The organism is Achromobacter sp. ACM01 (assembly GCF_014851745.1).
Taxonomy (GTDB): Bacteria; Pseudomonadota; Gammaproteobacteria; order Burkholderiales; family Burkholderiaceae_B; genus Achromobacter; species Achromobacter aegrifaciens.
Map to the genome: position 1 here is coordinate 534,887 of NZ_JACVAF010000003.1, position 23,490 is coordinate 558,376.

The 23,490-nt window shown below is 66.2% G+C and carries 19 protein-coding genes and 1 pseudogene; 6 read left to right on the forward strand and 14 right to left on the reverse strand.

The genetic code is table 11. The annotated features are described in order from the left end of the window. From msrP to IB268_RS17255, 3 genes are all read right to left on the reverse strand, one after another. A complete protein-coding gene (msrP, locus tag IB268_RS17245; protein ID WP_192354726.1) occupies positions 1-963 on the reverse strand; it encodes a protein-methionine-sulfoxide reductase catalytic subunit MsrP in 963 nt (320 codons plus the stop codon). Positions 964-1,145: 182 nt separating this feature from the next. Then, positions 1,146-1,796: an HAD family hydrolase gene (locus IB268_RS17250; RefSeq protein WP_054450595.1), complete on the reverse strand. Its 651-nt coding sequence runs from the start codon at positions 1,794-1,796 to the stop codon at positions 1,146-1,148. A 2-nt stretch (positions 1,797-1,798) separates the two neighbouring features. After that, positions 1,799-2,761, reverse strand: coding sequence for an RluA family pseudouridine synthase (locus tag IB268_RS17255; protein WP_175181235.1), 963 nt, complete (start codon positions 2,759-2,761; stop codon positions 1,799-1,801). Between the two features lie 501 nt (positions 2,762-3,262). Between IB268_RS17255 and IB268_RS31330 the strand changes: the two are divergent. Together IB268_RS31330 and IB268_RS17260 are read left to right on the forward strand one after the other, a co-directional pair. Then, positions 3,263-3,310 (forward strand): annotated as a pseudogene (locus IB268_RS31330) (hypothetical protein); the annotation flags it as partial. Continuing rightward, a complete protein-coding gene (locus IB268_RS17260; RefSeq protein ID WP_225591433.1) occupies positions 3,294-6,350 on the forward strand; it encodes an Rne/Rng family ribonuclease in 3,057 nt (1,018 codons plus the stop codon). The pseudogene IB268_RS31330 and the gene IB268_RS17260, both read left to right, overlap by 17 nt. 142 nt (positions 6,351-6,492) lie before the next feature. Here the strand turns inward: IB268_RS17260 and IB268_RS17265 are convergent, their stop codons facing one another. Then, complete coding sequence (locus tag IB268_RS17265) at positions 6,493-7,389, reverse strand: LysR family transcriptional regulator (protein ID WP_054450590.1); 897 nt, start codon at positions 7,387-7,389, stop codon at positions 6,493-6,495. 173 nt (positions 7,390-7,562) lie between these two features. Here IB268_RS17265 and IB268_RS17270 point away from each other — a divergent pair, with 173 nt between their 5' ends. After that, positions 7,563-8,498 carry a dihydrodipicolinate synthase family protein gene (locus tag IB268_RS17270; RefSeq protein ID WP_192354563.1) on the forward strand — a complete coding sequence of 312 codons (936 nt, stop codon included), beginning with the start codon at positions 7,563-7,565 and terminating at the stop codon, positions 8,496-8,498. Between the two features lie 122 nt (positions 8,499-8,620). Here IB268_RS17270 and IB268_RS17275 read toward each other — a convergent pair whose 3' ends face one another. The 7 genes from IB268_RS17275 to argE all read right to left on the reverse strand — a co-directional run bounded on the left by IB268_RS17275 (position 8,621) and on the right by argE (position 16,564). After that, positions 8,621-10,168 (reverse strand): UxaA family hydrolase, encoded by a 1,548-nt coding sequence (locus tag IB268_RS17275; RefSeq protein ID WP_054450586.1) that lies wholly within the window; start codon positions 10,166-10,168, stop codon positions 8,621-8,623. 46 nt (positions 10,169-10,214) lie between these two features. Beyond that, positions 10,215-11,222, reverse strand: a complete 1,008-nt coding sequence (locus tag IB268_RS17280) for a tripartite tricarboxylate transporter substrate binding protein (RefSeq protein WP_192354564.1) — start codon at positions 11,220-11,222, stop codon at positions 10,215-10,217. Between the two features lie 291 nt (positions 11,223-11,513). After that, positions 11,514-12,062, reverse strand: a complete 549-nt coding sequence (locus IB268_RS17285; RefSeq protein WP_054450583.1) for an acyloxyacyl hydrolase — start codon at positions 12,060-12,062, stop codon at positions 11,514-11,516. 234 nt (positions 12,063-12,296) lie between these two features. Continuing rightward, entirely contained in the window at positions 12,297-13,172 is an 876-nt protein-coding gene (gene accD, locus IB268_RS17290) for an acetyl-CoA carboxylase, carboxyltransferase subunit beta (RefSeq protein ID WP_054450581.1), read from the reverse strand. Positions 13,173-13,207: 35 nt separating this feature from the next. After that, positions 13,208-14,071, reverse strand: coding sequence for a tryptophan synthase subunit alpha (gene trpA, locus IB268_RS17295; protein ID WP_054450579.1), 864 nt, complete (start codon positions 14,069-14,071; stop codon positions 13,208-13,210). A 10-nt stretch (positions 14,072-14,081) separates the two neighbouring features. Next, positions 14,082-15,281 (reverse strand): tryptophan synthase subunit beta, encoded by a 1,200-nt coding sequence (trpB, locus tag IB268_RS17300; protein WP_054451311.1) that lies wholly within the window; start codon positions 15,279-15,281, stop codon positions 14,082-14,084. A 131-nt stretch (positions 15,282-15,412) separates the two neighbouring features. Further along, positions 15,413-16,564 (reverse strand): acetylornithine deacetylase, encoded by a 1,152-nt coding sequence (argE, locus tag IB268_RS17305; protein WP_054450578.1) that lies wholly within the window; start codon positions 16,562-16,564, stop codon positions 15,413-15,415. Positions 16,565-16,684: 120 nt separating this feature from the next. On the opposite strand from argE, the gene IB268_RS17310 reads away from it, so the two are divergent. Then, positions 16,685-17,998 (forward strand): MFS transporter, encoded by a 1,314-nt coding sequence (locus IB268_RS17310; RefSeq protein ID WP_059374811.1) that lies wholly within the window; start codon positions 16,685-16,687, stop codon positions 17,996-17,998. A gap of 40 nt (positions 17,999-18,038) precedes the next feature. Here the strand turns inward: IB268_RS17310 and IB268_RS17315 are convergent, their stop codons facing one another. Beyond that, positions 18,039-20,306: a bifunctional (p)ppGpp synthetase/guanosine-3',5'-bis(diphosphate) 3'-pyrophosphohydrolase gene (locus IB268_RS17315; protein WP_054450575.1), complete on the reverse strand. Its 2,268-nt coding sequence runs from the start codon at positions 20,304-20,306 to the stop codon at positions 18,039-18,041. Between the two features lie 105 nt (positions 20,307-20,411). On the opposite strand from IB268_RS17315, the gene IB268_RS17320 reads away from it, so the two are divergent. Both IB268_RS17320 and IB268_RS17325 read left to right on the forward strand, forming a co-directional pair. Further along, the gene (locus IB268_RS17320) at positions 20,412-21,245 is read left to right on the forward strand and encodes a zinc-dependent peptidase (RefSeq protein WP_119450980.1); all 834 of its coding nucleotides are present in this window, start codon (positions 20,412-20,414) and stop codon (positions 21,243-21,245) included. Further along, a complete protein-coding gene (locus IB268_RS17325) occupies positions 21,242-21,751 on the forward strand; it encodes a flavodoxin family protein (protein WP_192354565.1) in 510 nt (169 codons plus the stop codon). The genes IB268_RS17320 and IB268_RS17325 overlap by 4 nt, the downstream gene beginning before the upstream one ends. 94 nt (positions 21,752-21,845) lie before the next feature. Here IB268_RS17325 and IB268_RS17330 read toward each other — a convergent pair whose 3' ends face one another. Both IB268_RS17330 and pncB read right to left on the reverse strand, forming a co-directional pair. Next, a complete protein-coding gene (locus tag IB268_RS17330) occupies positions 21,846-22,196 on the reverse strand; it encodes a RidA family protein (RefSeq protein ID WP_042796825.1) in 351 nt (116 codons plus the stop codon). Between the two features lie 72 nt (positions 22,197-22,268). Next, the gene (gene pncB, locus IB268_RS17335; RefSeq protein ID WP_054450570.1) at positions 22,269-23,444 is read right to left on the reverse strand and encodes a nicotinate phosphoribosyltransferase; all 1,176 of its coding nucleotides are present in this window, start codon (positions 23,442-23,444) and stop codon (positions 22,269-22,271) included. Between the last annotated feature and the right edge of the window lie 46 nt (positions 23,445-23,490).

Consider the following 23,490-nt stretch of genomic DNA (forward strand, 5'->3'; position numbering starts at 1 on the left):
TCAGTAGTTCGCCTTCAGGTCCATCCCCTGGTAGAGCGACGCCACCTGTTCGGCATAACCGTTGAACATCAAGGTCTTGCGCTTGGGGGAGAACAGCCCGTCCTCGCCAATGCGGCGTTCCGTGGCCTGGCTCCAGCGCGGATGAGGCACCTCGGGATTCACATTGGCGTAAAAGCCGTACTCCTGGGGCGCGGCCTTGATCCACGACGACACGGGCGGCTTTTCGACCAGACGGATCTTGACCAGGGACTTGGCCGACTTGAAACCATACTTCCAGGGTACCGCCAACCTGAGCGGCGCGCCGTTCTGGTTCGGCAGCACCTTTCCGTAGACGCCGAACACCAGCATGGCCAGGGGATTCATGGCTTCGTCGATGCGCAGGCCCTCCACATAAGGCCATTCCAGGATCGCGGCGCGTACGCCCGGCATGTTCTCGCGCTGCACGGCGGTGACGAATTCCACGTACTTGGCGTTGCCCGTGGGTTCGACCTGCTTGAGCAGCGCCGACAGCGAATAGCCCATCCACGGAATCACCATGGACCAGCCCTCGACGCAGCGCAGCCGGTAGACGCGTTCTTCCATCGGCGCCAGCTTGAGCAGCTCTTCGATGGAAAAGGTGCGCGGCTTGCCGACTTCGCCCTCGACGCTCACGCTCCAGGGGCGTGTCTGCAATTTGCCGGCATTGGCGGCCGGATCGCCCTTATCCACGCCGAACTCGTAGTAGTTGTTGTAGGAGGTGACGTCGGCCAGCGTCGTCTGCTTGTCCATGACGCTCAAGGTGGGGTTGAGCTTGCCCGGCAGAACGCCGGCCTCCTGGGCGTGCGCGCTGCGCATGGCCCACCCCGGCAGGCCTGCGGCGGCCGCGACCAGCCCCGCGCGCAGCATCAGTTCGCGGCGCGAACGCCAGACGCCCTCGGAGGTGATCTCGGACGGAAGAATATCGTCGGGCTTGCGTATCAACATCATGGTCTCCGGTGTAGCGCCCGCAGGATCATGGACGCGCCCTGCGCAAGCCATGGACGCCGCGCCGCCCCATGATATTCCGCGGCAGCCGGCGCTTGCGGGTATTTCCTATAGACCCGCGCGTACGGCGGGCGTTCCGCGCCCGGACTGCGCACGCCCGGAGAATCCCGGGCGCCAGGCCGCTAGATACGCGGCAGCAGCCATTCGCGCACCTTCGGCACGCTGTCCAGCACCGCCTGGGGCGAACAACCCTCAAGTTCCTTCAGGGTATGTGCGCCATAGGTCACCCCCAGGCCATGCACGCCGGCATTGATCGCCATCTGCAGGTCGTGCGAGGTGTCACCCACCATCACGACGCGGTCCGGATCCACGTCCAGCTCCTGCATCAGCTCGTGCAGCATCGCCGGATGCGGCTTGCTGAAAGTTTCGTCGGCGGTGCGCGTGGCATCGAACAGCGGCCCCAGGCCGGTCGCGGCCAGCGCGCGGGTCAGGCCCACGCGGCTCTTGCCGGTAGCCACCGCCAGGCGCACGTTCTGCCCGGCCAGTTCGGCCAAGAGTTCCTGCACGCCCTCGAACAGGCGCAATTCCGGATCACGCAGCAGATAGTGCGTGCGGTAGCGCTCCAGGAAGCGCGGCAGCATCGCCTGCGTCAGTTCCGGCACCGCGCGGCGCAGGGCGCTTTCCAGGGACAGGCCTATCACCCAGCTGGCATCGGATGCCGAAGGCACCGCCAGCTCCAGGTCGCGGCAGGCGCCCTGGATGGCGGCCACGATGCTGTGCGTGGAATCCATCAGGGTGCCATCCCAGTCAAAAACGACCAGCGAATACGACATAATCAGACCGACTCCAGTTGTTTCAGTATTTTCCGGCAAGCTGGGGGCAGCTCGGCGGTAAGCGTCAGGGACTCGCCCGTCACCGGGTGGGCCAGGGTCAATTGGTGGGCGTGCAGGAACATCCTGCCAAAACCCATGCGCGCGAACTGCGCCCGTACTTCGTCGTGGCCGTACTTGTCGTCGCCCACGATGGGGAAGCCGCTGGCGGCCAGGTGCACCCGGATCTGATGGGTGCGACCGGTACGCAATTCGGCGTCGACCAGACTATAGCCACCAAAACGCTGCTTGAGCGTGACGATGGTGTGCGCCGACTGGCCGTCCGGATCGACCTTGACCCGGCGCTCGCCGGACTGGGTGGTCCACTTGGACAGCCCCAACTTGATGTGCTGGCGGTCATTGACCCAATCGCCCTCGACCAGGGCCAGGTAATGTTTGTCCCCTTTTCCTTCGCGCAGCATGGCGTGCAACGCCAGCAGGGCGCTGCGCTTCTTGGCCACCATCAAGAGACCCGAGGTCTCCCGGTCCAGGCGATGGACCAGTTCCAGGAACTTGGCGCCGGGCCGGGCCGCCCGCAGCTGTTCGATCACGCCGAAGGACACGCCGCTGCCCCCATGGACCGCCACGCCGGCGGGCTTGTCCACGACAAGCAACGCCTCGTCCTCGAACACCACGGGGAATTCGGCGCCAGGCACCGGCCGGGGCTTGCCCGGGTCGGGCAGCCGCAGCGGCGGAACGCGGACCACGTCGCCCTCGGCGACGCGGTAGTCGGCCGAAGTGCGTCCCTTGTTTACCCGCACTTCGCCGCCGCGTATGGCCTTGTAGATATGGGTTTTGGGGACGCCCTTGCACAGCCGCGCAAGGTAGTTGTCCAGACGCTGGCCGGCATGCTCGGCATCGACTTCCACCATCCGGACGGCAGGGGGAGCTTTAGAGAGGGAAAGCGAGGGGGAAGTTTCTTTGCGCATTGCGAAAAGCGACATATAATCGGGACAGCCTAAAGGGGCTGAACTAGCCGCCTGACGTAGAGATGCAACGTTACGCAACTCCGTCGAGCGCGCGGGCCGCCATTGTACTGCCTGCTCATTCAACCCCCGGGGTCATTTGGTCGCCGGCGCAACCGCGCCCTGCCGGATAGTGGTGTGGCATTCATTTTGCCCGCTGTCCCAGCAGGTCCGTTGCATGCCGCAAGCGGCTCTGAAGCACCGCAAGAATCGTCGCATATTTAAAGCACCAGCTGCGCGTGGGCAACCAATCCGACCGCAACTGCCGTTCACAGCACTTTTCCGTCAAACCACATTCAGTGAAGCTGACCCTCCTGCTGACAGAACCCCGAGCCCCACGGCTCGACGTGCCCGCCTGACCCGCGGCGGATACGCCTGGGCGCCGCCCAGGTACGGTCCGCAACTCTTGCCCGCTTCAGCCCGCAGCCCGAGTGACCCGAGGTCACGCGCCGATATCGGCGCGTCATGACAACGGAGAACCCCTCTCATGAAGCGCATGCTGTTCAATGCGACGCATCAGGAAGAATTACGCGTCGCTATCGTCGATGGGCAAAAACTCATCGACCTCGACATCGAGACTGCCGGCCGCGAACAACGCAAAGGCAATATCTACAAAGGTGTCATCACCCGGATCGAACCCGGCCTCGAAGCTTGCTTCGTCAACTACGGTGAAGACCGTCACGGTTTCCTGCCTTTCAAGGAAGTGGCCCGCAGCTACTTCAAGGAAGGCGTGGACGTCCGCAGCGCCCGCATCCAGGACGCCCTGCGCGAAGGCCAGGAACTGATCGTCCAGGTTGAAAAGGAAGAGCGCGGCAACAAGGGCGCCGCCCTGACCACGTTCATCTCGCTGGCCGGCCGCTACCTGGTCCTGATGCCCAACAATCCCCGTGGCGGTGGCGTTTCGCGCCGCGTCGAGGGCGAGGACCGCCAGGAACTGCGCGACACGATGGAGCAGCTCGATCTGCCCCAGGGCATGAGCATCATCGCCCGCACCGCCGGCATCGGCCGCAACGTCGAAGAGCTCCAGTGGGACCTGTCCTACCTGTTGCAGCTCTGGACCGCGATCGACGGCGCCGCGCGCGACAACTCCGCGCCGATCCTGATCTACCTGGAATCCAGCCTGGTCATCCGGGCCATCCGCGACTACTTCTCCCCGGAAATCGGCGAGATCCTCATCGATACCGACGAGATCGCCGACCAGGCCACGGCCTTCATGAGCGTGGTGATGCCGGACAACGTCCAGCGCGTCAAACGCTACCGCGACGATATCCCCCTCTTCTCCCGTTTCCAGATCGAACACCAGATCGAAACGGCGTACTCGCGCACGGTCACGCTGCCCTCGGGCGGCGCCATCGTCATCGACCACACCGAAGCCCTGGTTTCCGTGGACGTCAACTCGGCCCGCTCCACGCGCGGCGCCGACATCGAGGAAACCGCGCTGCGCACCAACTCGGAAGCAGCCGATGAAGTGGCCCGCCAGTTGCGCCTGCGCGACCTGGGCGGCCTGATCGTCATCGACTTCATCGACATGGAGGACAGCAAGAACCAGCGCGCCGTCGAACAGCGCCTGCGTGACGCCCTCCACTTCGACCGCGCCCGCGTCCAGATGGGCAAGATTTCGCGCTTCGGCCTGATGGAACTGTCGCGCCAGCGCCTGCGTCCCGCCCTGAACGAAGGCTCGCACATCACCTGCCCGCGCTGCAACGGCACCGGCGTGATCCGCGACGCCGAGTCCAGCGCCCTGCATGTGCTGCGCCTGCTGCAGGAAGAGGCCATGAAGGAAAACACCGCCGCCGTGCACGCCCAAGTGCCGGTCGACGTTGCGACCTACCTGCTGAACGAAAAGCGCGCCGACATCACCAAGATGGAAGCCCGCCTCAAGGTCAACCTGATGCTGATCCCCAACAAGCATCTGGAAACGCCGCACCACCACATCGAGCGCCTGCGCCACGACGATCCGCGCCTGGAAGAACTGAAGACCAGCTTCGAACTGGTTGAAGCCCCGGCCACGGACGCCCCCTGGCAGCCGCGCGAGCACGAAATCAAGTCGCGTCCGGAAGCGCTGGTCAAGGGCATCACGCCCTCGCAGCCCGCTCCGGTTTCGACCCCGGCTCCCGCTGCGCCGGCTCCCGCGCCGGCAGCAACCGGCGGCCTGGGCGGCCTGTTCAAGCGCCTGTTCGGGTGGCTGGGCGGCAGCTCCGAAGCGGCCAAGCCCGCTCCCGCTGCCCAGGAAGACAGCGCCAAGCGCGCCAGCTCCGGCCGCGGCAAGGGCCGCAGCAGCCATGACGGCCAGGAACGCCGTGGCGAACGCCATGGTTCGGACCGCAACCGCAACCGCCGCGGCGAATCCCGCGGCGAAGGCGCCGAGGGCAGCGAAGGCGGCCGCCACCACGTCCGCGGCAACCGCCGCGCCGAGGGCGAGCGCCAGGAACGCGGCGACCGCAACAACCGCAACGACGCCCGTGGCGAACGCGACACCCAGGCTGCGCAAGCTGCCCTGGCGTCCAACCGCCCCGAGCAAGCCGTGGAAGCTGGCGGCGAGGACAGCGGCGCCGGCCGCAACCGTCGCCGCGGCCGTGGCCGCAATCGCCGCGAGGAAGGCCAGTCCGACGCCCCGATGAGCGAACAGGAAAGCATGGTCGCCGCCCTGGCGCAGACGGTCGCCACCGCCCTGCCCGAAACCAAACCGGCTCCTGAAGCCGCCGCGGTGACCGCCGAGGCCGGCGAAGCCGAAGCCGTGCTCGAACAGACCGCCGATGGCGTACCCGCCGTGGAAGGCGCCGAAGGCGCCGCCGATCCCGAGCGCAAGCGCCGCCGCCGCCGCAGCCGCCGTGGCCGCCGCAGCCAGGAAGAAGCTGGCTTGGCCGGCAGCGACGACCAGCAGGAAGATGGCGCCGACGACGACAGCATCGAACAGTCGGAAGAAGCCGCTGCCCAGCCCGCCGTGACCGCTGCGCAAACCGAGGAACCTGCCGCACATGTCCAGGCCGCTCCGGCGCAAGCCCAGCAGCCCGAAACCACGACAGCCGAGCCCGTCCAGGTTGCCGCTGCTCCGGTTGAAACCCAACCGGCAGCGCCCGTGCAGGCCCAAGCCGAGCAAGCCGTCGAACCCGTGGCCCAGCCCGTGCAGACGGCTGCCGCCGAAGTGACCCAGCCGGTGTCCGTGCAGGCCGCGAGCGAGGTTTCCGCCCCCGCAGCGACCGAGCCGGCGCCGGTGGAAGCCGCCGCCGTCGAGCCCGTGGTTGCTCCCGCCCCGGCACCGGTCGCCCCGGTTGCTCCGGCCGCGCCTGTCGCACAGGAAGCGGCTGCCGCGACGCCCGCAGCCAGCCAGCCCATCGTGGTGCCGGCTGTCGCCCCGTCGGCCAAGGCCCAGGCCCTGCACGACGTGGTCAATGCCGCCGGCCTGCAGTGGGTGGAGACCGATCCGGACCGCCACGCCCAGACCCAGCTGCGTATCGCCGCTGCGCACACGCCGGTCCGCCTGGGCCGCGAGCGCAAGCCGGTCGCGCCCGTTTCCAACGAGCCGCTGGTTCAGGTCGAAACGCGCCACTAAACCGCAGGCCCGCAAGGGCTTGCGACTGGCAGCACATCGCACCCCGTACGCTGGATACCGATCCAGCGTACGGGGTGTTTTTCATGGTGGGTCCGCAGGGCAGCGACGCCCCGCGCGATTCGCAGCGCGCCCCCTCGGCCGCTCACTCGTCCTCTATCGGCTCCGCGGGCAGGTTCAAAGCCAGGCCGGCCTCTTCGACGAACGCTTCCGCCAACGCCGAATGCGGCATATGCCGGGCCCAGATGATCCCCATGCAGCGCAGAGGCGCGCGCCCCGGCAGCGGCACTCGCTTGACGCGCCGGCTGTCCACCCAATCCGGCGCCCAATCGGGCACCAGCGACACGCCCAGCCCTTCCGACACCATGCAGGCGATGCCCATCAGGCCGTCGACCTCCAGGCGCTCGCGCGGCACGATGCCGTGCTGGCGCAGATACTGGTCCGCCAGCCGGCCGCCCCAGACGTTGCGGTCATAGCGTATGAAAGGCTGCGTGCTCATCAGCTCGTGGGCGTCATTGCTTACGGTATCGGGCGGCGCCAGCACCACCAGCGGCTCTTCCGCCACCAATTTCCAGGCGTAGCCCTTGGACAGGTTGAATTGCGGTTTGACGATGAAGGCCGCGTCCAGGTCGCCGTTGATCACCCGGTGGTACAGGTGATTGGAGGTGCCTGGCTCCACGAAAACGGCCAGCTTGGGCAGGCGCCGGTACAGGCGCGCCAGCACGGTGGGCATGATGCCCGTCAGCGCCGACACCGACACGCCCAGCCTCAACTCGCCCAAGGGCGCGTCGTCGCTGGCGCTGGCCCGCAGGTCGCGCACTTCGCGCAGCACGCTGCGGGCTCGTTCCAGCACTTTCAGGCCCGCTTCGGTCGCCTTGACGCTGCGGCCCACGCGCTTGATGAGCGTGGCGCCCAGCTCTTCCTCCAGGGTGCGCACCCGCGCCGCAATGGCAGCGGGGGTCAGGTCCAGCCGGCGCGCGGCCTCCGCCAGCGATCCGCATTCGACCACCGACACAAAGCTCTGCACATATCGCGTATCCAAAGCGTCCCCCCTTTTTCTGCAGGCATGGTTTGCGCCAGGGCAAACCACAACAATTTTATGGATTGAAGCAATTAAACAGCAGATGTTCACTGGCCGCTTCGGTGCCAGAATCAGACGTTGCCGCTGCGCCCCGTGGCGCGTCCTTTTCATTCATCAGAAAACGAGTAGAGACAATGAGCACCCAAGCCAGCATTCCCGGCGTTTTTTCTCCGGTCCTGACGCCATTCGACGCAGCCTATCGCCCGGCGCTGGGACGCTATGTGAAGCACTGCCGCTGGCTGCGCGAACAATCCGTCGGGCTGGCCATATTCGGCACCAACTCGGAAGCCAACTCGCTCGCCCTGTCGGAAAAGCGCAGCCTGCTGGACGCGCTGCTGGAAGCGGGCGTGGAACCGTCGGCGCTGATGCCCGGCACGGGCGCCTGCGCGCTGCCCGACGCGATCGAGTTGACACGCCACGCCGTGCGCAGCGGCAGCATGGGCGTGCTGGTCCTGCCCCCCTTCTATTACAAGGGCGTGAGCGACGAAGGCCTGTTCCGCTACTACGCCGAACTGATCGAAGGCGTAGGCGACGACCGGCTGCGCATGTACCTGTATCACATCCCTCCCGTGAGCCAGGTGCCGCTGAGCCTGGACCTGATCGACCGCCTGCTCGACCGCTATCCCGGCCAGGTCGCCGGGGTAAAGGACAGTGGTGGGGACTGGAACAACACGGCGGCCATGATCGAACGCTTCGCGCCGCGCGGCTTCAAGGTCTACGCGGGCAGCGAAGCCTTCCTGCTGCAGACCCTGCGCGCGGGCGGCGTGGGCTGCATCACCGCCACCGGCAACGTCAATCCGGGCCCCATCGTCGCCCTGCAGCAGCGCTGGCAGGAAGCCGACGCCGACGCTCGCCAGGCCGGTCTGAACGCGACCCGCAACGTGTTCGGCAGATTCCCCATGATCCCCGCGATGAAGGCCGCGATTGCCTGGAAATCCGGCGATCCGGCCTGGGCGACGGTACGCCCGCCCCTGGTGGAACTGAACGCTGAACAGCGCACCGCCTTGCAGGCCGCCCTGGATGAGAACGGCTTCGACATGCCCGGCGCGCAGACCCTGGCGGACAACTAGCGCCCAATCCCGCGGGCGCTAGTTGTCCGCGGGATTGAACAGCGCAATATCCGCAGCACGAAGCGCCCCGGCGCACGGCGACCTGAAGCCGTGCGCCGGGGCGCTTCTTTTGGCGGTGCCGCTCAGCTCACCACGCCGATGTTCCAGGGCACGAACTCGTGATCGCCCAGTCCCAGCAGCTCGCTCTTGCTGCGCGTGCCGGAGGCCACCAGCAGGATTTCCTCGAAGATGCGCTGCGCCACTTCCTGTAGCGTCGCGGTGCCGTCCAGGATGTCGCCGCAATTGACGTCCATGTCCTCCGTCAGCCTTTCATACATCGGCGTATTGGTCGCCAGCTTGATCGAGGGCACGGGCTTGGCGCCGAACATCGAACCGCGCCCGGTGGTGAAACAGATCATGTTGGCCCCGCCGGCGATCTGTCCGGTCGCGGACACGGGGTCGAAGCCCGGCGTGTCCATGAACACCATGCCGGGCTGGCGCACCGGCTCCGCGTAGCGGTAGACCTCCATCAACGCCGTGGTGCCGCCCTTCATCGAAGAGCCCAGCGACTTCTCGAAGATGTTGGCCAATCCGCCCATCTGGTTGCCCGGACTGACCTTGCCGTTGATCTGCACGTCGCGCCCCGGCGAGTACTCTTCCTTCCACCAGCGGATGCGCTGCACCAGCTTTTCGCCGACCTCGCGGTTGCGGGCGCGCGAGGTCAAGGTGTGCTCCACGCCATAGATCTCAGGCGTTTCGGACAGGATGGCGGTGCCGCCGTGGCGCACCAGGATGTCCATGGCCGCCCCCAATGCGGGATTGGCGGTGATGGACGAAAAGCCGTCCGAACCGCCGCATTGCAGGCCCACCGTCAGATGCCGCGCCGGCACCGGCACGCGCTCGACCCGATTGGCCTCGGGCAGCAGCGCCTGCACCGCGGCGACGCCCGCCTCGATGGTTTTGCGCGTGCCGCCGGTCTCCTGCATGATGAAAGTCTTCAACCGCGCGCCCGCCTCCAGGCCCTGGTCCTTGAGCAAGGCATCCAGCTGATTGCGCTCACAGCCCAGCCCGACGATCAGCACGGCGGCGAAGTTGGCGTGACAGGCGTAACCGCCCATCGTCCGGCGCAACAAATCCATGGGTTCGCCGGACATTTCCATGCCGCAGCCCATGCCATGGCTCAGCGCCACCACGCCGTCCACATTGGGATAGGCGGCCATCAGCTGCGGCGTGAAAGCTTCGGCAATGCGATGCACCACCGTCGCCGAACAGTTGACCGTCGCCATGACCCCGATGTAGTTGCGCGTGGCGACCTGTCCGTTGGCGCGCACGATGCCGAGAAAGCGCGCCTGCTCGGACTCGGGCAGGACCGGCGTCGCCACGTAATCGCGGGCGTGCGCGTAGTCCCGGTCGAACTCCTGGAAGTCCATGTTGTGCGAATGGACGTAGGTGCCGGCCGGAATGTCGCCCGCTGCAAAGCCGATGCAGACGTTGTACTTGAGGATGGGCTCGCCGGCGCGCAGGTCGCGCGCCGCGATCTTATGCCCGGCCGGGATCTGGCTGCGGCTGACGATGCCTTCGGAGGGTACGGCCATGCCTATGCCGATGGGCACGCGCGCCACCACGACGTTGTCCGCGGAATGCAGCCGGATGACGGGGCCGGCTGCACGTTTTTCAGTGAAATCGATCATGTCTGGATCTCGTAGGGATAAAGGCTCGCCCGCGCGGGCTGGACGCCTATTCGGGTTTGATGCCTATGTCGCGGATCAGCACCGACCAGCGCGGCAGCTCCGAACCCACGAAACGCGTGAAGGTATCGGAATCGCTGCCCACCACCGTGAAGCCCTGCTCGCTGAGCTTGGCCTGCATATCGTTCTGCTGCACGGCGGCGCGGATGGAAGCGGAAAGCTTGGCCACCACGGGCTTGGGCGTATTGGCCGGCGCGAACACGCCATACCAGGTCGACACTTCGAAGTCCTTGAACCCGGACTCGGCCAGGGTCGGGATTTGCGGTGCCTTGGGGTCGCGCTTCAGGCTGGTAATGGCCAACGGCCGGACCTTGCCCGATGCGATGTGAGGCAAGGCCACAGGCAGATTGGCGAACATGTACGGCACGTGCCCGCCCAGCACGTCGGCCATGGCGGCCGATTCGCCCTTGTACGGCACATGCGTCACCTTGGTGCCCACCATGTGCGCATACAGCTCGCCGGCTATGTGCTGCGGGCCGCCCTGGCCGGACGAGGCATAGCTCATTGCGCCATCCCCGGCCTTGCGGATCTGTTCCGTCAGCTCCTGTACGGTCTTGGCATCCACCAAGGCTGGATTGACCACCAGGATCAGCGGCATGGTCACGATCTGCGATACCGGCGCAAAGTCCTTCTCGGGCTTGAAGGGCAAGGACGGGAACAGCGAAGGCGCCACCACCATGGTGGACTGCGAACCCAGGAACAGCGAGTAGCCATCGGCAGGCGAACGGGCGACGTTGTCGGCGGCGATGGTGCCGGTGGCGCCGGCCCGGTTTTCGACCACCACCTGCTGCCCCAGGCTTTCGGCCATCTTGGCGCCGACCAGGCGCGCCACGATGTCCGCGCCGCCTCCCGGGGCAAAGCCCACGACCATGCGCAGCGGCTTGTTAGGAAACTCCTCGGCCATGGTGGCGGATGAGCCGCAGGACAGCGCGAGGCCCAGGCCTAGGGCTACCGTCATGCGCGTCAGGGGACGCGCGGGCGTACAGGGGGTGTTCATGCGTTGGTCTCCGTATGCCATCGTCGCGCCCCTCCCCGGCCGCAGCCAAGCGTGCCGGGAAGCGGAGCCGCGCGGCGGCTCGTTGTGTGTTGTGCAGTGCCAGAGCATTCTGGCGATTGCACTCCCTACCAACAAGTATGTATACGCAGCGTCAGAACATAATATTTTTGAGGTATCAAATTGGACTTGCCGCAATGCAGCACAGCAGCCCAAAAAAAATCCACCCCTGAGGGTGGATCTGTCTGTGCGGCGGGCCCTTGGGGCCGCGCCACGCCCACATACATGGCGTGATCAGAACTGGTAGGTGTACGTCAGCTGCACCACGTCCAGGCCCGGGTTCGGGCGCTTGATGCTGGCGTTCGAGAAGTGCGAATAGCGCAGGCCGATGCGATTGTTCGGCGTCACGAGAAAGCCCATGCCGATGTGGTCGCCAAACTGGAAAGCGGTGCTGATGTTCTCGTCGGCGAAACGCGTGCTGGAGAAGAGCGTGGCGCCAATACCCGCTTCAATGTAGAAGCGTTCGCCGGTCCACCAGCGGAACATCGGGATGGCATTGAGCTGCCAGACATGGCCCGGGGAGCGCGAGCCGCTCGCCTTCCAGTACGACGCGCCGAGTTCGGGCGTCAGGTCCAGCCGGCCCCAGTTGCCACCGAACTGGTAGGTCCAGACCGAAGCCGTTTCGTAGTTGATCGTCAGGCGCTGATAGTGGTCTCCAATGCCGTAATGCACGCTGACGCCGCCCTGAGTACCCTCGGACGATTGGGCGCTTGCCAGCGACGCGGTTGCAGCCAGGGCAAGTCCCACAAGGCCGGTAAGCATCTTCTTCTTGGTCAACTGCATTGGAAAACTCCGTAGATTTCAAACCTAGTACGCAACATAGCAAAATCCGGGCCGGAAGGCTCAAGCTTTGTCGCACGCAGGCAACATCGCGGATGGAAAACACTGTTCCGCAAATTGTTCGTCATATGCGGCCCCGGGGCCGCATATGACAATGCCGCCGGAAGCCCTGGGCTGCCGGCGGCATCTTGGCGCTGTTCGTCTGGCCCGTCCCCTCAGGCGCAGGCCGGGGCAAACTCAGGCCGTAACCACGTCCGCCGGTTGATTGGTCAGCAAGGCCAGCAGGCGGGCGATTTCCTCGCGCAGCTGGCGGCGGTCCACGACCATGTCGATGGCGCCCTTCTGCAGCAGGAACTCGGCGCGCTGGAAGCCTTCCGGCAGTTTTTCGCGCACGGTCTGTTCAATCACGCGCGGGCCGGCAAAGCCGATCAGCGCCTTGGGTTCTGCGATGACCACGTCGCCCATGAAGGCGAAGCTGGCTGACACGCCGCCCATGGTGGGGTCGGTCAACACGCTGATGAACGGCAGGCCGGCCGCCGACAGGCGGGTCAGCATGGCATTGGTCTTGGCCATCTGCATCAGCGACAGCAGGCTTTCCTGCATGCGCGCGCCGCCCGAGGCAGCCACGCAGATGAAGGGCGTCTTGTTGTCCAGCGCGGCCTGGGCGCCGCGCGCGAAGCGCTCGCCCACCACCGAGCCCATGGAGCCGCCCATGAATTCGAATTCAAAGCAGGCCAGCGTTGCGGATACGCCGCGGATCGAACCGCTCATGACCACCAGCGCGTCGGTTTCGCCGGTCTGCTTGACCGCTTCCTGCAGACGCTCGGGGTACTTGCGGGTGTCCTTGAACTTCAGCGTGTCGACCGAACGCGTGGTCTGGCCGATCTCGACGCGGCCCTCGACATCCAGCAGCGAGTCGATGCGGGCACGGGCCCCGATGCGCATGTGGTGGTCGCACTTGGGGCAGACGTGCAGGTTGGCCGCGAGGTCTTCGCTGTACAGCACCGATTCGCACGACGGGCATTTCACCCATAGGCCTTCGGGAACGCGGCGGGGGCCGCTTTCGCTGGTTTTATTGATGCGAGGAGGCAGGAGTTTTTCGATCCAGCTCATTGATTATTCATCCCGTATGAGGTCACGCCCGCCGCTCAGGCCGACGCGCTTGCTCGTTTTACTTGATCCAGCGCTTGCCGGATGGTGCGCAGCCAGCCGCTGGCGGCGGTGACTGCGGCGTCGGTTTTCTGGGCCGCGGGGGCATTCGCCGCCGCCTGCTCCATGGTTTCAATCAGTTTGCTGCCGATCACGACGGCATCCGCCGCGCGCGCCACGCGTTGGGCGCTTTCGGCGTCGCGGATGCCGAAGCCCACGCCCACCGGAATGTCGCGCACGTGGCGGCGGATCACGGCCAGGCGCTCGGCAACGTCGTCAGTGTTGAGCGAGCCCGAACCCGTGACGCCCTTGAGCGACACGTAGTACACGTAACCCCGCGCCACTTCGGCGACGGCCTTGATGCGCGCTTCCGTGGACGTGGGCGCCAGCAGGAAGATGGGCGCAATGCCGTGCCCGCCCAGCGTGGCGGCGAACTCGACGACTTCTTCGGGCGGATAGTCCACCACCAGCACACCGTCCACGCCCGCCTGCTCGGCGCGACGCGCGAACTCGGCCTGGCCCATGCGTTCGATCGGGTTGGCATAACCCATCAACACCACCGGCGTGGATGCGTCGCGCTGGCGGAATTCAGCCACCAGCTCCAGCACGCGGGCCAGGCCCACGCCTTGCGCGATGGCGCGGTCGGCGGCGCGCTGGATCACCGGGCCGTCGGCCATGGGATCGGAGAACGGCACGCCCAGTTCGATGACGTCGGCGCCGGCCTCGACCAGCGCATGCATCAGGGGAACGGTCGCGGCGGGCGAAGGATCGCCGGCGGCAATGTAGGGAATCAGCGCCGCGGCGCGGCCGGATTCGGCGGTGCGCGCAAAAGCGGCGGCAATGCGGTCGATGCGAGTGGTCATGGACAGGGCCTCAGAGCTCGATGCCGGCCTGTTCGGCCACGGTATGCATGTCCTTGTCGCCACGGCCCGACAAGTTGACCAGGATGACGGCGTCGCGCGGCAGCGTGGCGGCCATCTTCACGGCTTGCGCGATGGCGTGCGAGGACTCCAGCGCGGGCATGATGCCTTCGATGCGGCAGCAATCGTGGAAGGCCTTGAGGGCTTCCGCGTCGGTGATGCCGACGTACTCGGCGCGGCCGGAGTCCTTCAGCCAGGCATGTTCCGGGCCCACGCCGGGATAGTCCAGGCCGGCGGAGACCGAATGCGTTTCCTGAACCTGGCCGTCGGCGTCCTGCATGACATAGGTGCGGTTGCCGTGCAGCACGCCCACCTGGCCCGCGGCCAGGGAAGCGGCATGGCGGCCGCTGTCCATGCCCTCGCCCGCCGCCTCGACGCCGATCAGGCGCACATTTTCGTACGGAATGTAGGGATGGAAGATGCCCATGGCGTTGGAGCCGCCGCCCACCGCCGCCACGACGTAGTCGGGCTGGCGGCCGGTGGCCTCGGGCATCTGCGTCAGGCATTCGTTGCCGATGACGGTCTGGAAATCGCGCACCATGCGGGGATAGGGGTCGGGACCCGCCACCGTGCCGATGATGTAGAAGGTGTTTTCGATGTTGGTGACCCAGTCGCGCATGGCTTCGTTCAGCGCGTCCTTCAGGGTGCGCGAACCGGACGTGACCGGCACCACCGTCGCGCCCAGCAGCTTCATGCGGTAGACGTTCGAGGCCTGACGGCGGACGTCTTCGCTGCCCATGTAGACCACGCATTCCATGCCGTAGCGGGCCGCTACCGTGGCGGTGGCCACGCCGTGCTGGCCGGCGCCGGTTTCGGCGATGACGCGCGGCTTGCCCATGCGCTTGGCCAGCAAGGCCTGGCCGATGCAGTTGTTGACCTTGTGGGCGCCGGTGTGGTTCAGGTCTTCGCGCTTGAACCAGATCTGGGCGCCGCCCACCATTTCCGACCAGCGGCGTGCGTGGTAGACCGGGCTGGGCCGGCCGACGAAATGCTTGAGTTCGTAGTTGAACTCTTCCTGGAAGGCGGGGTCGACACGGTAATGGTCATAGGCCGCGCGCAGCTCGTCGAGCGCGTGCATCAGCGTTTCCGCCACGAAAACACCGCCATAAGGGCCAAAATGGCCCTGGGCATCCGGAAAGTCGTAAGGTTTCACCAAGCATCTCCCCCGGGTATCGCGGCAGGCCACTGCCGGCCGCAAATCCGGTTTGCAACCCGTCATTTTACCTGACGCCGGCAGCGGCCGGGGGCAACGCCCCAGCCGCCCCGGGAACCGTCAGCCTGCCCTCAGAGCGACTGCCCCAGGCGGCGCAGGAAGGTGTCGCAGGCAGCCAACTGGTCCAGCGCGACGTACTCGTTGGGCTTGTGGGCCTGTTCGATATGGCCGGGGCCGCAGACCACGGTGGGGATGCCGATGCCCTGGAACAGGCCGGCCTCGGTGCCGTAGGCAACCTTGCGGGTGGCGCGGTCTTCGGTCAGGGCGCGCACCAGCTGGGTGATGGCGGCTTCCTCGGACGCTTCCAGGGCGGGCGCGGCCGCGCCCGTCTCGATTTCGATGCTGGCGCCGTCGAATTCGGCCTTCATGCGCGGCAGGAGCTCTTCGCGCACGTATTTTTCAACTTCTGCCTGGATCTCGTCGGGCTGCATGCCGGGCAGGTTACGGAATTCGTAGGTGAATTCACACAGTTCGGGGATGGTATTGACCGCGATGCCGCCCCGGATCTGGTTGGTGGTCATCGTGGAGAACGGCACGTCGTAGAACTGGTCGTAGGGGCCGTTGGCCTTGAAGCTGTCGGCCAGGTCGCGGATGCGGCAGATCAGGCGGGCGGCATATTCGATGGCGTTGCAGCCGCGCGGGGTCAGCGACGAGTGCGCCGCCTTGCCGTGCACCTTGCAGCGGAACAGGTTGATGCCCTTGTGCGCCACCACCACCTGCATGCCGGTGGGCTCGCCCACCACGCAACCTTCGGGGCGGATGCCGCGTTCGTGCAGGTCGGCCAGCATGTAGGGCGCGCCGGCGCAGCCGACTTCCTCGTCATACGAGAACGCCAGGTGCATCGGCTTCTTGCGCGGCATGGCCAGGAATTCCGGCACCATTGCCAGCGAGCTGGCGATGAAACCCTTCATGTCGCAGCTGCCGCGGCCATAGAGCAGGCCGTCCTTTTCGACGAGCTTGAACGGATCCGTGCTCCATTCCTGGCCGTCGACCGGCACCACGTCGGTGTGGCCGGACAGCACGATGCCGCCCTGCATGCCGCCGTCCTGGGCGGGCAAGGTCGCGAACAGGTTGGCCTTGGTGCGCTCCGGATTGTGCGCCAGCCATGCGTCGACGCCCTGGCCCTTGAGCCAATCCCGGACGGTTTCGATCAGGGCAAGATTGGAATTGCGGCTGGTGGTGTCAAAGCCAACCAGCGTTTCCAGCCAGGTGCGCGCGTTCATGTCACTACTCTCTTGGGGAAAAACAGGAGTGTAAGGCCAGCGCGCCTTCGCGTCTCGGCGTGGTCCGGCGCGCGAAGCGCCTAGAATGTCGCCCGGTTAGGCAAACCCCAAGGAGAAACCGTGCAGCACAAAGCAGTTCCCACACGCAACATCGTGGCGGCAGTAATAGGCAATGCCCTCGAATGGTATGACTTCCTGGTGTTCGCGTTCATGACGCCGATCATCTCGAAGCTGTTCTTCCCCACCGACCCAAGCGTTCCCGGCAGCGAGCTGAACGCCATCCTGATGACCACCGCCATTTTCGGCGTCGGCTTCTTCATGCGCCCCGTGGGCGGCATCATCCTTGGCCTGTACGGCGACAAGAAAGGCCGCAAGGCCGCCATGGTCATGGTGACCTCGCTGATGGCCGTGTCGATCGCGCTGATCACCGTGGCCCCCACCTACCACGCGGCCGGCATCCTGGCCCCGATCTTCATCCTGATCGCCCGCCTCTTGCAGGGTTTCTCCGCCGGCGGCGAATTCGGCACCTCGACGGCGCTGCTGATCGAGATGGCGCCCAACGGCAAGCGCGGCTTCTACGGTTCCTGGCAGATGGCCGGCCAGATGCTGGCGCTGCTGATCGGCGCGGCCTGCGGCACGCTCATCACCGAGTTCTTCACCCCGCAACAGATCGCCGACTGGGCATGGCGCCTGCCGTTCGCGTTCGGCCTGGTCATTGTCCCCATCGCCATCTATATCCGCCGCAACGTCGATGAAACCGACGCGTTCAAGCAGATCAAGGAAGAAGAGCGCCAAGCCGCCGCCCGCGGCGACGTGCAGCGCCTGAGCCTGGGCCAGATGCTGAAGACGCATACCCGCGAAGCGCTGATCGGCGTGGGCCTGGTCGTGACCGCGACCGTGTCCATCTACATCACCTTCACGTATCTGGTGACCTACTCCACGCAGATCCTGAAGCTGCCGCTGAACCAGACCTTCCTGGTGCAGATGGCGGGCGCGGCGCTGATGGTGCTGCTGACGCCCTTCATGGGCGCCTGGTCCGACCGCATCGGCCGCCGCCCCCTGGTGATCGGCTCGCTCATCGGCTACCTGATCGTGCTGTATCCGCTGTACTACTGGCTGTCGGACGCGCCGTCCATCGGCCGCCTGCTGGCCGTGCAGGTCGTGGTCTGCCTGTTCGTGTCGGCATTCTTCGGCGTGTTCAGCACGGTGATGGCGGAACTGTTCCCCGCGCGCGTGCGCTCGGTGGGCCTGTCCCTGGCCTACAACGTGGCCGTGATGATCTTCGGCGGTTTCGCGCAGTTCATCGTGACCTGGCTGATCAAGACCACCGGCTCGCCGATGGCGCCCGCCTATTACGTGATGTTCGGCGTGGCGCTGGGGCTGATCGCCGCGTTCTACATGCGCGACCGCGCGCACGAAGAGCTGGACAACTGAGTCCTGCTCCCGCCCGGGCCGCCCGGCCCGGGTTTCCCGCCTAGCGGCGTGTCGCCGACGACACGCCCGGCACTTCGGCCAGGGCGTCCAGCGCGCGCGACAGCGATTCCCCGCCGCGCACTTCCACCGTGAACACCATATGGGCCAGCGACTGCTTGCTCTGTGTGTTCACGCCCACCACGTTCAGGCGCAGCCGCGCAAAGACTTCGGACAGGTCCCGCAACAGGCCGGAACGGTCGTGCGCGCGCACACTGATGTCCACCGGGTAGAACGTGTCGGCGGTTTCGCCCCAGGCCACCTCGATGACGCGCTCCGGCTCTCGCGCGGCCAGCGCCAGATAGCTGTGGCAATCGCTGCGGTGGATCGACACCCCGCGTCCGCGCGTGACAAAGCCGGCGATCGGATCGGGCGGCGCCGGACGGCAGCAGCGCGCCAGCTGCGTCAAGAGCGACCCCACCCCCACCACCAGCACGCCGCTCTTGCCGCTTTTCTCGGCGCTGCCGGCGCTGGCATGGCGCAAGGCGGCCGGCTGCGGCTCGACGACCGGCCCGGGCTGCTGGAACAGGGTGTCGATCTGCCGGAGGCTGAACTCTTCCTTGGCCGCCGCCACGTACAGGTCGTCGGCGCGGGCGAATCCCAGGTTCTGCGCCAGCTGTTCCAGATTGACGGCAGTCTTGCCCAGCCGCTGCAATTCCTTTTCGACCAGCGCCTGGCCCTGCGTGATGCGCTGCTGCAATTCGATCGCGTTGAACCACATGCGCACCTTGGCGCGGGCCCGCGGACTGGCCAGAAAGCCCAGCTGCGGGTTGAGCCAGTCGCGCGACGGCCCGCCGGACTTGGCGGAGATGATCTCCACGGTCTGGCCGGTGGACAGATGGGTCTGCAGCGGCACCATCTGCCCGTCGACGCGGGCGCCGCGGCAACGGTGGCCAAGGTCGGTGTGCAGGTGATAAGCGAAATCGACCGGCGTGGCGCCGGCGGGCAGTTCGATCACGCGCGCCTGCGGCGTCAGCACGTAGATGCGCTCATCGGTATGGGCCGGCGCCGCCGCCGGGCCGCGCTGCCTGCCCGATGCCGGCTTGGCGGGCGCGGGCTGGGCGGGTTCGCCGCCGCCCTCGACATCGCTGTTCCAGGCCAGTAGTTGCCGCATCCACGCCAGTTGCCGGTCGTATTCGCTGGAGGCCGCCACCTGGCCGCCCTTGGCGCCCGCTTCCTTGTAGCGCCAATGCGCGGCCATGCCGTATTCGGCGAACTGATGCATTTCGCGCGTGCGGATCTGCACTTCGAAGGGACGGCCGTCGTCGTCGGCCACCACCGTGTGCAGCGAGCGGTAACCGTTGGGCTTGGGCCGCGAAATATAGTCGTCGAATTCTTCCGAGATCGGCGTCCACATTTCGTGCACCATGCCCAGCGCCGTATAGCAGGCGCGCACGTCGTCAACGATGATGCGCAGCGCGCGCAGGTCGTACATCTGCGAGAAATCCAGCCGCTTCACGCGCATCTTGTTCCAGATGCTGTAGATGTGCTTGGGCCGGCCGCTGACCTCGGCCTCGACGCCCGCCTTGGCCAATCCCGTCTGCAGGCGCTCGATGGCGCCGGCGATGAAGGCTTCGCGCTCCACCCGCTTTTCTTCCAGCAGGCGGGCGATCTGTTTGTACTTGTCGGGCTCCAGGAAGCGGAACGCCAGATCTTCCATTTCCCACTTGATCTGCCAGATCCCCAGGCGGTTCGCCAGCGGCGCATACAGGTCCAGGGTTTCGCGGGCGAAATCGGTGGAGCACGGCGCCTTGCTTTCCGCGTGCCAGCGCAAGGTGCGCAGGCGCGAGGCCAGCCGCATCAGCACGATGCGCAGGTCGGCCGCCATGGCCAGCAGCATCTTGCGCTGCATTTCCTTTTGCGAGCCGCTTTCGGCGGCGGCGTCGCTCGCCTGCCGCGCCACCACGCCCAGGCGCAGCAGCGCGCGCGTGCCCTGCACCAGCCGCGCGATCTCGGGACCGAAGGCGGCCGCGACCGGATCGCTGCGCAGGGACGGCGCGGGCGCCATCAGGTCGGTCGGCAAGGCAGCCAGCAACGCCGCGGCGCGGGTGGCGGCATCGGTATGCAAGGCCGCCAGGATGCGGACCACGCCCGCGCCGTGTCCGGCCAGGGGTTCGCCGGTCAGCGCCTGCTGCCCTTCGAAACGCGGTTCGGCCCAGGCCACGGCCTGGTCGATCAGCGCCACGCCCTCGGCATCCAGGCCGGCGCCTACCTCCTGGCGCCAGGTAGCGTCGAAAGGCGTAGGCGCGTCGGGAACAGGCGGGGCGGACATGACGGACGGCAGGCGGATGTAGTTTGATATCCCGACACTCTACACTAGGGTTTGTAGACACCAAAAGCAGCCGCTAGCCCCGGCATATGGAAGGAACCGAAGCTTATGTTGCGCTGGCTCAAGGGCCGGGGCGCCCGCCCCTCCGCGGTGGCCGAAATGCAGGCCCGCATCTCCCCGGAACTGTGGCAACAGGTGCTGGACGCCCACCCGTTCCTGGCGGCATTGAAAGCCGATGAAGCGGCCCAGTTGCAGGCGCGTTCGGCCTGGCTGCTGGCCAGCAAGCACATCAACGGCGCGCAAGGACTGGAGGTCTCGGACTTCATGCGCCTGAGCATCGCGGCCCAGGCCAGCCTGCCCATCCTCAACCTGGCGCCCGAACTGTATGAAGGCTGGGACGAGATCATCGTGTACCCCGCCAGCTTCCGCATCCCGCGCTCGCGCCAGGACGATGACGGCGTGGTGCACGAATACCTGGAGGACGCCGCCGGCGAAGCCTGGGAAGGCGGGCCGCTGGTGCTGTCCTGGGAAGACACGCAGTTCTCCGACGGCGGCTTCAACGTGGTCATCCACGAGTTCGCCCACAAACTGGACCTGCGTTCGGGCTATGCCGACGGCATGCCCTCGCTGGCCGCGCACCCCGAACTCAAGCCACAGGCCTGGCGCCGCATCCTGGACGACAGCCTGGACCGCTTCATCGCTGCCGTGGACGCGGTCGAGGCCGCCATCCCGCATGATGTGGATCCGGAAAGCGAGGCCGCCGACGCCTGGTACGGCCAACTGCCGATGGACCCGTATGCCGCCACCGACGAAGCCGAGTTCTTCGCGGTCAGCTCGGAACATTTCTTCGTGGATCCCTACCCCATGCACGAAGCGCTGCCGCAATGGTATGGGCTGCTGCGGGCCTACTACCGGCAGGATCCGCTGGAACGCTACGCATGAAACAGCTGCTGATCGTGTGGCATTCGCGCACCGGCGCCGCGCGGCAGATGGCCGAAGCCGCTGCGCGCGGGGCGTGCGCGGCCGCCGCGCAACTGGAACAGACGGCAGACCTGGACGTGGTCTTGCGGCGCGCCGCCGACACGCAGGCCGAAGAAATGCTCGCCAGCCAGGCCTACCTGTTCTGCGCCCCCGAGAACCTGGCCTCGCTGAGCGGCGAGATGAAGGAATTCTTCGACCGCAACTATTACGCGGTGCTGGACCGGATACAAGGCTTGCCCTACGCCTGCGCCATCAGCGCGGGCAGCGACGGCGCGGGTGCGGCGCGGCAGGTCGAGCGCATCTGCACGGGCTGGCGGCTCAACGCGCTGGCGCCGGCGCTTATCGTCAACATGGGTGCGCAGACGGCGCAGCAGATCCTGGCGCCCAAGATCGTGGCCGGCGCGGATATTGCGAAATGCGAGGAATTGGGCGGCCTGCTGGCCGCGACGCTGTTGCTCGGGCAGTAGCCGGCACAACGCGGGATGATGAGACGGGTGGCGCACGCGCCAGCCCGCCCCGTGCACGCATCAGGCGCCCGGGGCGCCCGACGCGGCAGGCGTCTTAGACGGCAGCCGTCACGACGATTTCGACCTTGTAGTCCGGATTGGCCAGGCGGGCTTCGACGGTGGCGCGCGGAGGCGAATTGCCGTCGGCGACCCAGGCGTCCCAGGCCTTGTTCATGCCATCGAATTCCTTCATGTTGGCCACGTAGATCTGGGCCATCAGGATCTTGGTCTTGTCGGTGCCGGCTTCGGCCAGCAGGCGGTCGATCGTGGCGAGCACCTGTTCGGTCTGGCCGGTGATGTCCAGCGTGGAATCGTCCGGCACCTGGCCGGCCAGGTACGCGACGCCGTTGTACACGGCCATGTCGGACAGGCGCTTGGCCACGTGGAAGCGCTTGATGCTGCTCATGAATAGTCCCCTAGATTCGAGTGGGTTGGGTGGAACGATACTGAAGAACCCGCAATTTACCCCGAGCCGCCGTCAGGCGGGGGGCAGCTGGAATACCTGGCGCAGATAGGCCAGGTAGGCCGGATCGTCGCACATGGTCTTTTCCGGCGCGTCGGACACCTTGGCCACCGGCTGGCCATTGCAGCGGACCATCTTCATGACGATCTGCAGGGGCTCGTGGCCCAGGTCGTTGGTCAGGTTGGTGCCGATGCCGAAGGACACCTTGCAGCGACCGGAAAACTGGCGGGCCAGCTCGATGGCGCGCGGGAAAGTCAGCGAATCCGAGAACACCAGCGTCTTGGCGCGCGGATCCACGCGGTTCTTGCGGTAGTGCTCGAGCAGGCGCTCGCCCCAGACGAAGGGATCGCCCGAATCATGCCGCGCGCCGTCGAACAGCTTGCAGAAATACATGTCGAAATCACGCAGGAAGGCATCCATGCCGTAGACGTCCGACAGCGCAATGCCCAGGTCGCCACGGTATTCCTTGGCCCAAACCTCCAGCGCGTACACCTGCGAATCGCGCAGCCGCGGACCCAGCGCCTGGCAGGCTTGCAGGTATTCGTGGCCCATCGTGCCCAGGGGCAGCACTTCGTGTTGCTTGGCCAGCAGCACGTTGCTGGTGCCGGCGAAATGCACGCCCATCTGCGACTTCATGGTGGACACGATTTCTTCGTGCCAGATCTTGGAAAAGCGGCGCCGCGTGCCGTACTCAGCCACGCGGAAATCGGCCAGCGCCGGATCGTCCAGCACCAGGTGCATCTTGGACTGCAGGCGCTTGCGGCCCTCTTCCCAGTCGGGATTCTTGCGAGTGTTGCGGAAATAGACCTCGTTGACGATGGCCAGCACCGGGATCTCGAACAGGATCGTATGCAGCCAGGGGCCTTTGACCTCGATGCTGATTTCGCCCGGCCCATCGCCCACGCCGATGTGAATGCAGCGCTCCGGCAGATGGAACAGTTCGAGGAAATCGACGAAGTCGCTTTTGATAAAGCGCAAGCCGCCCAAATATTTAAGTTCGTCCTCGGTGAAGCGCAACTGGCATAGCTGATGCACTTCCTCGCGGATTTCGTCCAGGTAGGGACGCAGGTCGACCCCGGGCGTGCGGCATTTGTAACGGTACTCGACCTGGGCAGCGGGAAAATGATGCAGAACCACCTGCATCATGCTGAATTTATACAGATCGGTGTCGAGCAGCGAAGTGATTATCATGATGGCGCGTTTCGTTTCGCGACACCATAGCATAGAGCTCCCGCTG

Bases quoted from the DNA above. Each gene is read 5' to 3' on its own strand.
- msrP (WP_192354726.1), bottom strand. From the start codon at position 963: ATGTTGATACGCAAGCCCGACGATATTCTTCCGTCCGAGATCACCTCC.
- IB268_RS17250 (WP_054450595.1), bottom strand. From the start codon at position 1,796: ATGTCGTATTCGCTGGTCGTTTTTGACTGGGATGGCACCCTGATGGAT.
- IB268_RS17255 (WP_175181235.1), bottom strand. From the start codon at position 2,761: ATGCGCAAAGAAACTTCCCCCTCGCTTTCCCTCTCTAAAGCTCCCCCT.
- IB268_RS17260 (WP_225591433.1), top strand. From the start codon at position 3,294: ATGCTGTTCAATGCGACGCATCAGGAAGAATTACGCGTCGCTATCGTC.
- IB268_RS17270 (WP_192354563.1), top strand. From the start codon at position 7,563: ATGAGCACCCAAGCCAGCATTCCCGGCGTTTTTTCTCCGGTCCTGACG.
- IB268_RS17275 (WP_054450586.1), bottom strand. From the start codon at position 10,168: ATGATCGATTTCACTGAAAAACGTGCAGCCGGCCCCGTCATCCGGCTG.
- IB268_RS17280 (WP_192354564.1), bottom strand. From the start codon at position 11,222: ATGAACACCCCCTGTACGCCCGCGCGTCCCCTGACGCGCATGACGGTA.
- IB268_RS17285 (WP_054450583.1), bottom strand. From the start codon at position 12,062: ATGCAGTTGACCAAGAAGAAGATGCTTACCGGCCTTGTGGGACTTGCC.
- accD (WP_054450581.1), bottom strand. From the start codon at position 13,172: ATGAGCTGGATCGAAAAACTCCTGCCTCCTCGCATCAATAAAACCAGC.
- trpA (WP_054450579.1), bottom strand. From the start codon at position 14,071: ATGACCACTCGCATCGACCGCATTGCCGCCGCTTTTGCGCGCACCGCC.
- argE (WP_054450578.1), bottom strand. From the start codon at position 16,564: ATGAACGCGCGCACCTGGCTGGAAACGCTGGTTGGCTTTGACACCACC.
- IB268_RS17315 (WP_054450575.1), bottom strand. From the start codon at position 20,306: ATGTCCGCCCCGCCTGTTCCCGACGCGCCTACGCCTTTCGACGCTACC.
- IB268_RS17320 (WP_119450980.1), top strand. From the start codon at position 20,412: ATGTTGCGCTGGCTCAAGGGCCGGGGCGCCCGCCCCTCCGCGGTGGCC.
- IB268_RS17325 (WP_192354565.1), top strand. From the start codon at position 21,242: ATGAAACAGCTGCTGATCGTGTGGCATTCGCGCACCGGCGCCGCGCGG.
- IB268_RS17330 (WP_042796825.1), bottom strand. From the start codon at position 22,196: ATGAGCAGCATCAAGCGCTTCCACGTGGCCAAGCGCCTGTCCGACATG.
- pncB (WP_054450570.1), bottom strand. From the start codon at position 23,444: ATGATAATCACTTCGCTGCTCGACACCGATCTGTATAAATTCAGCATG.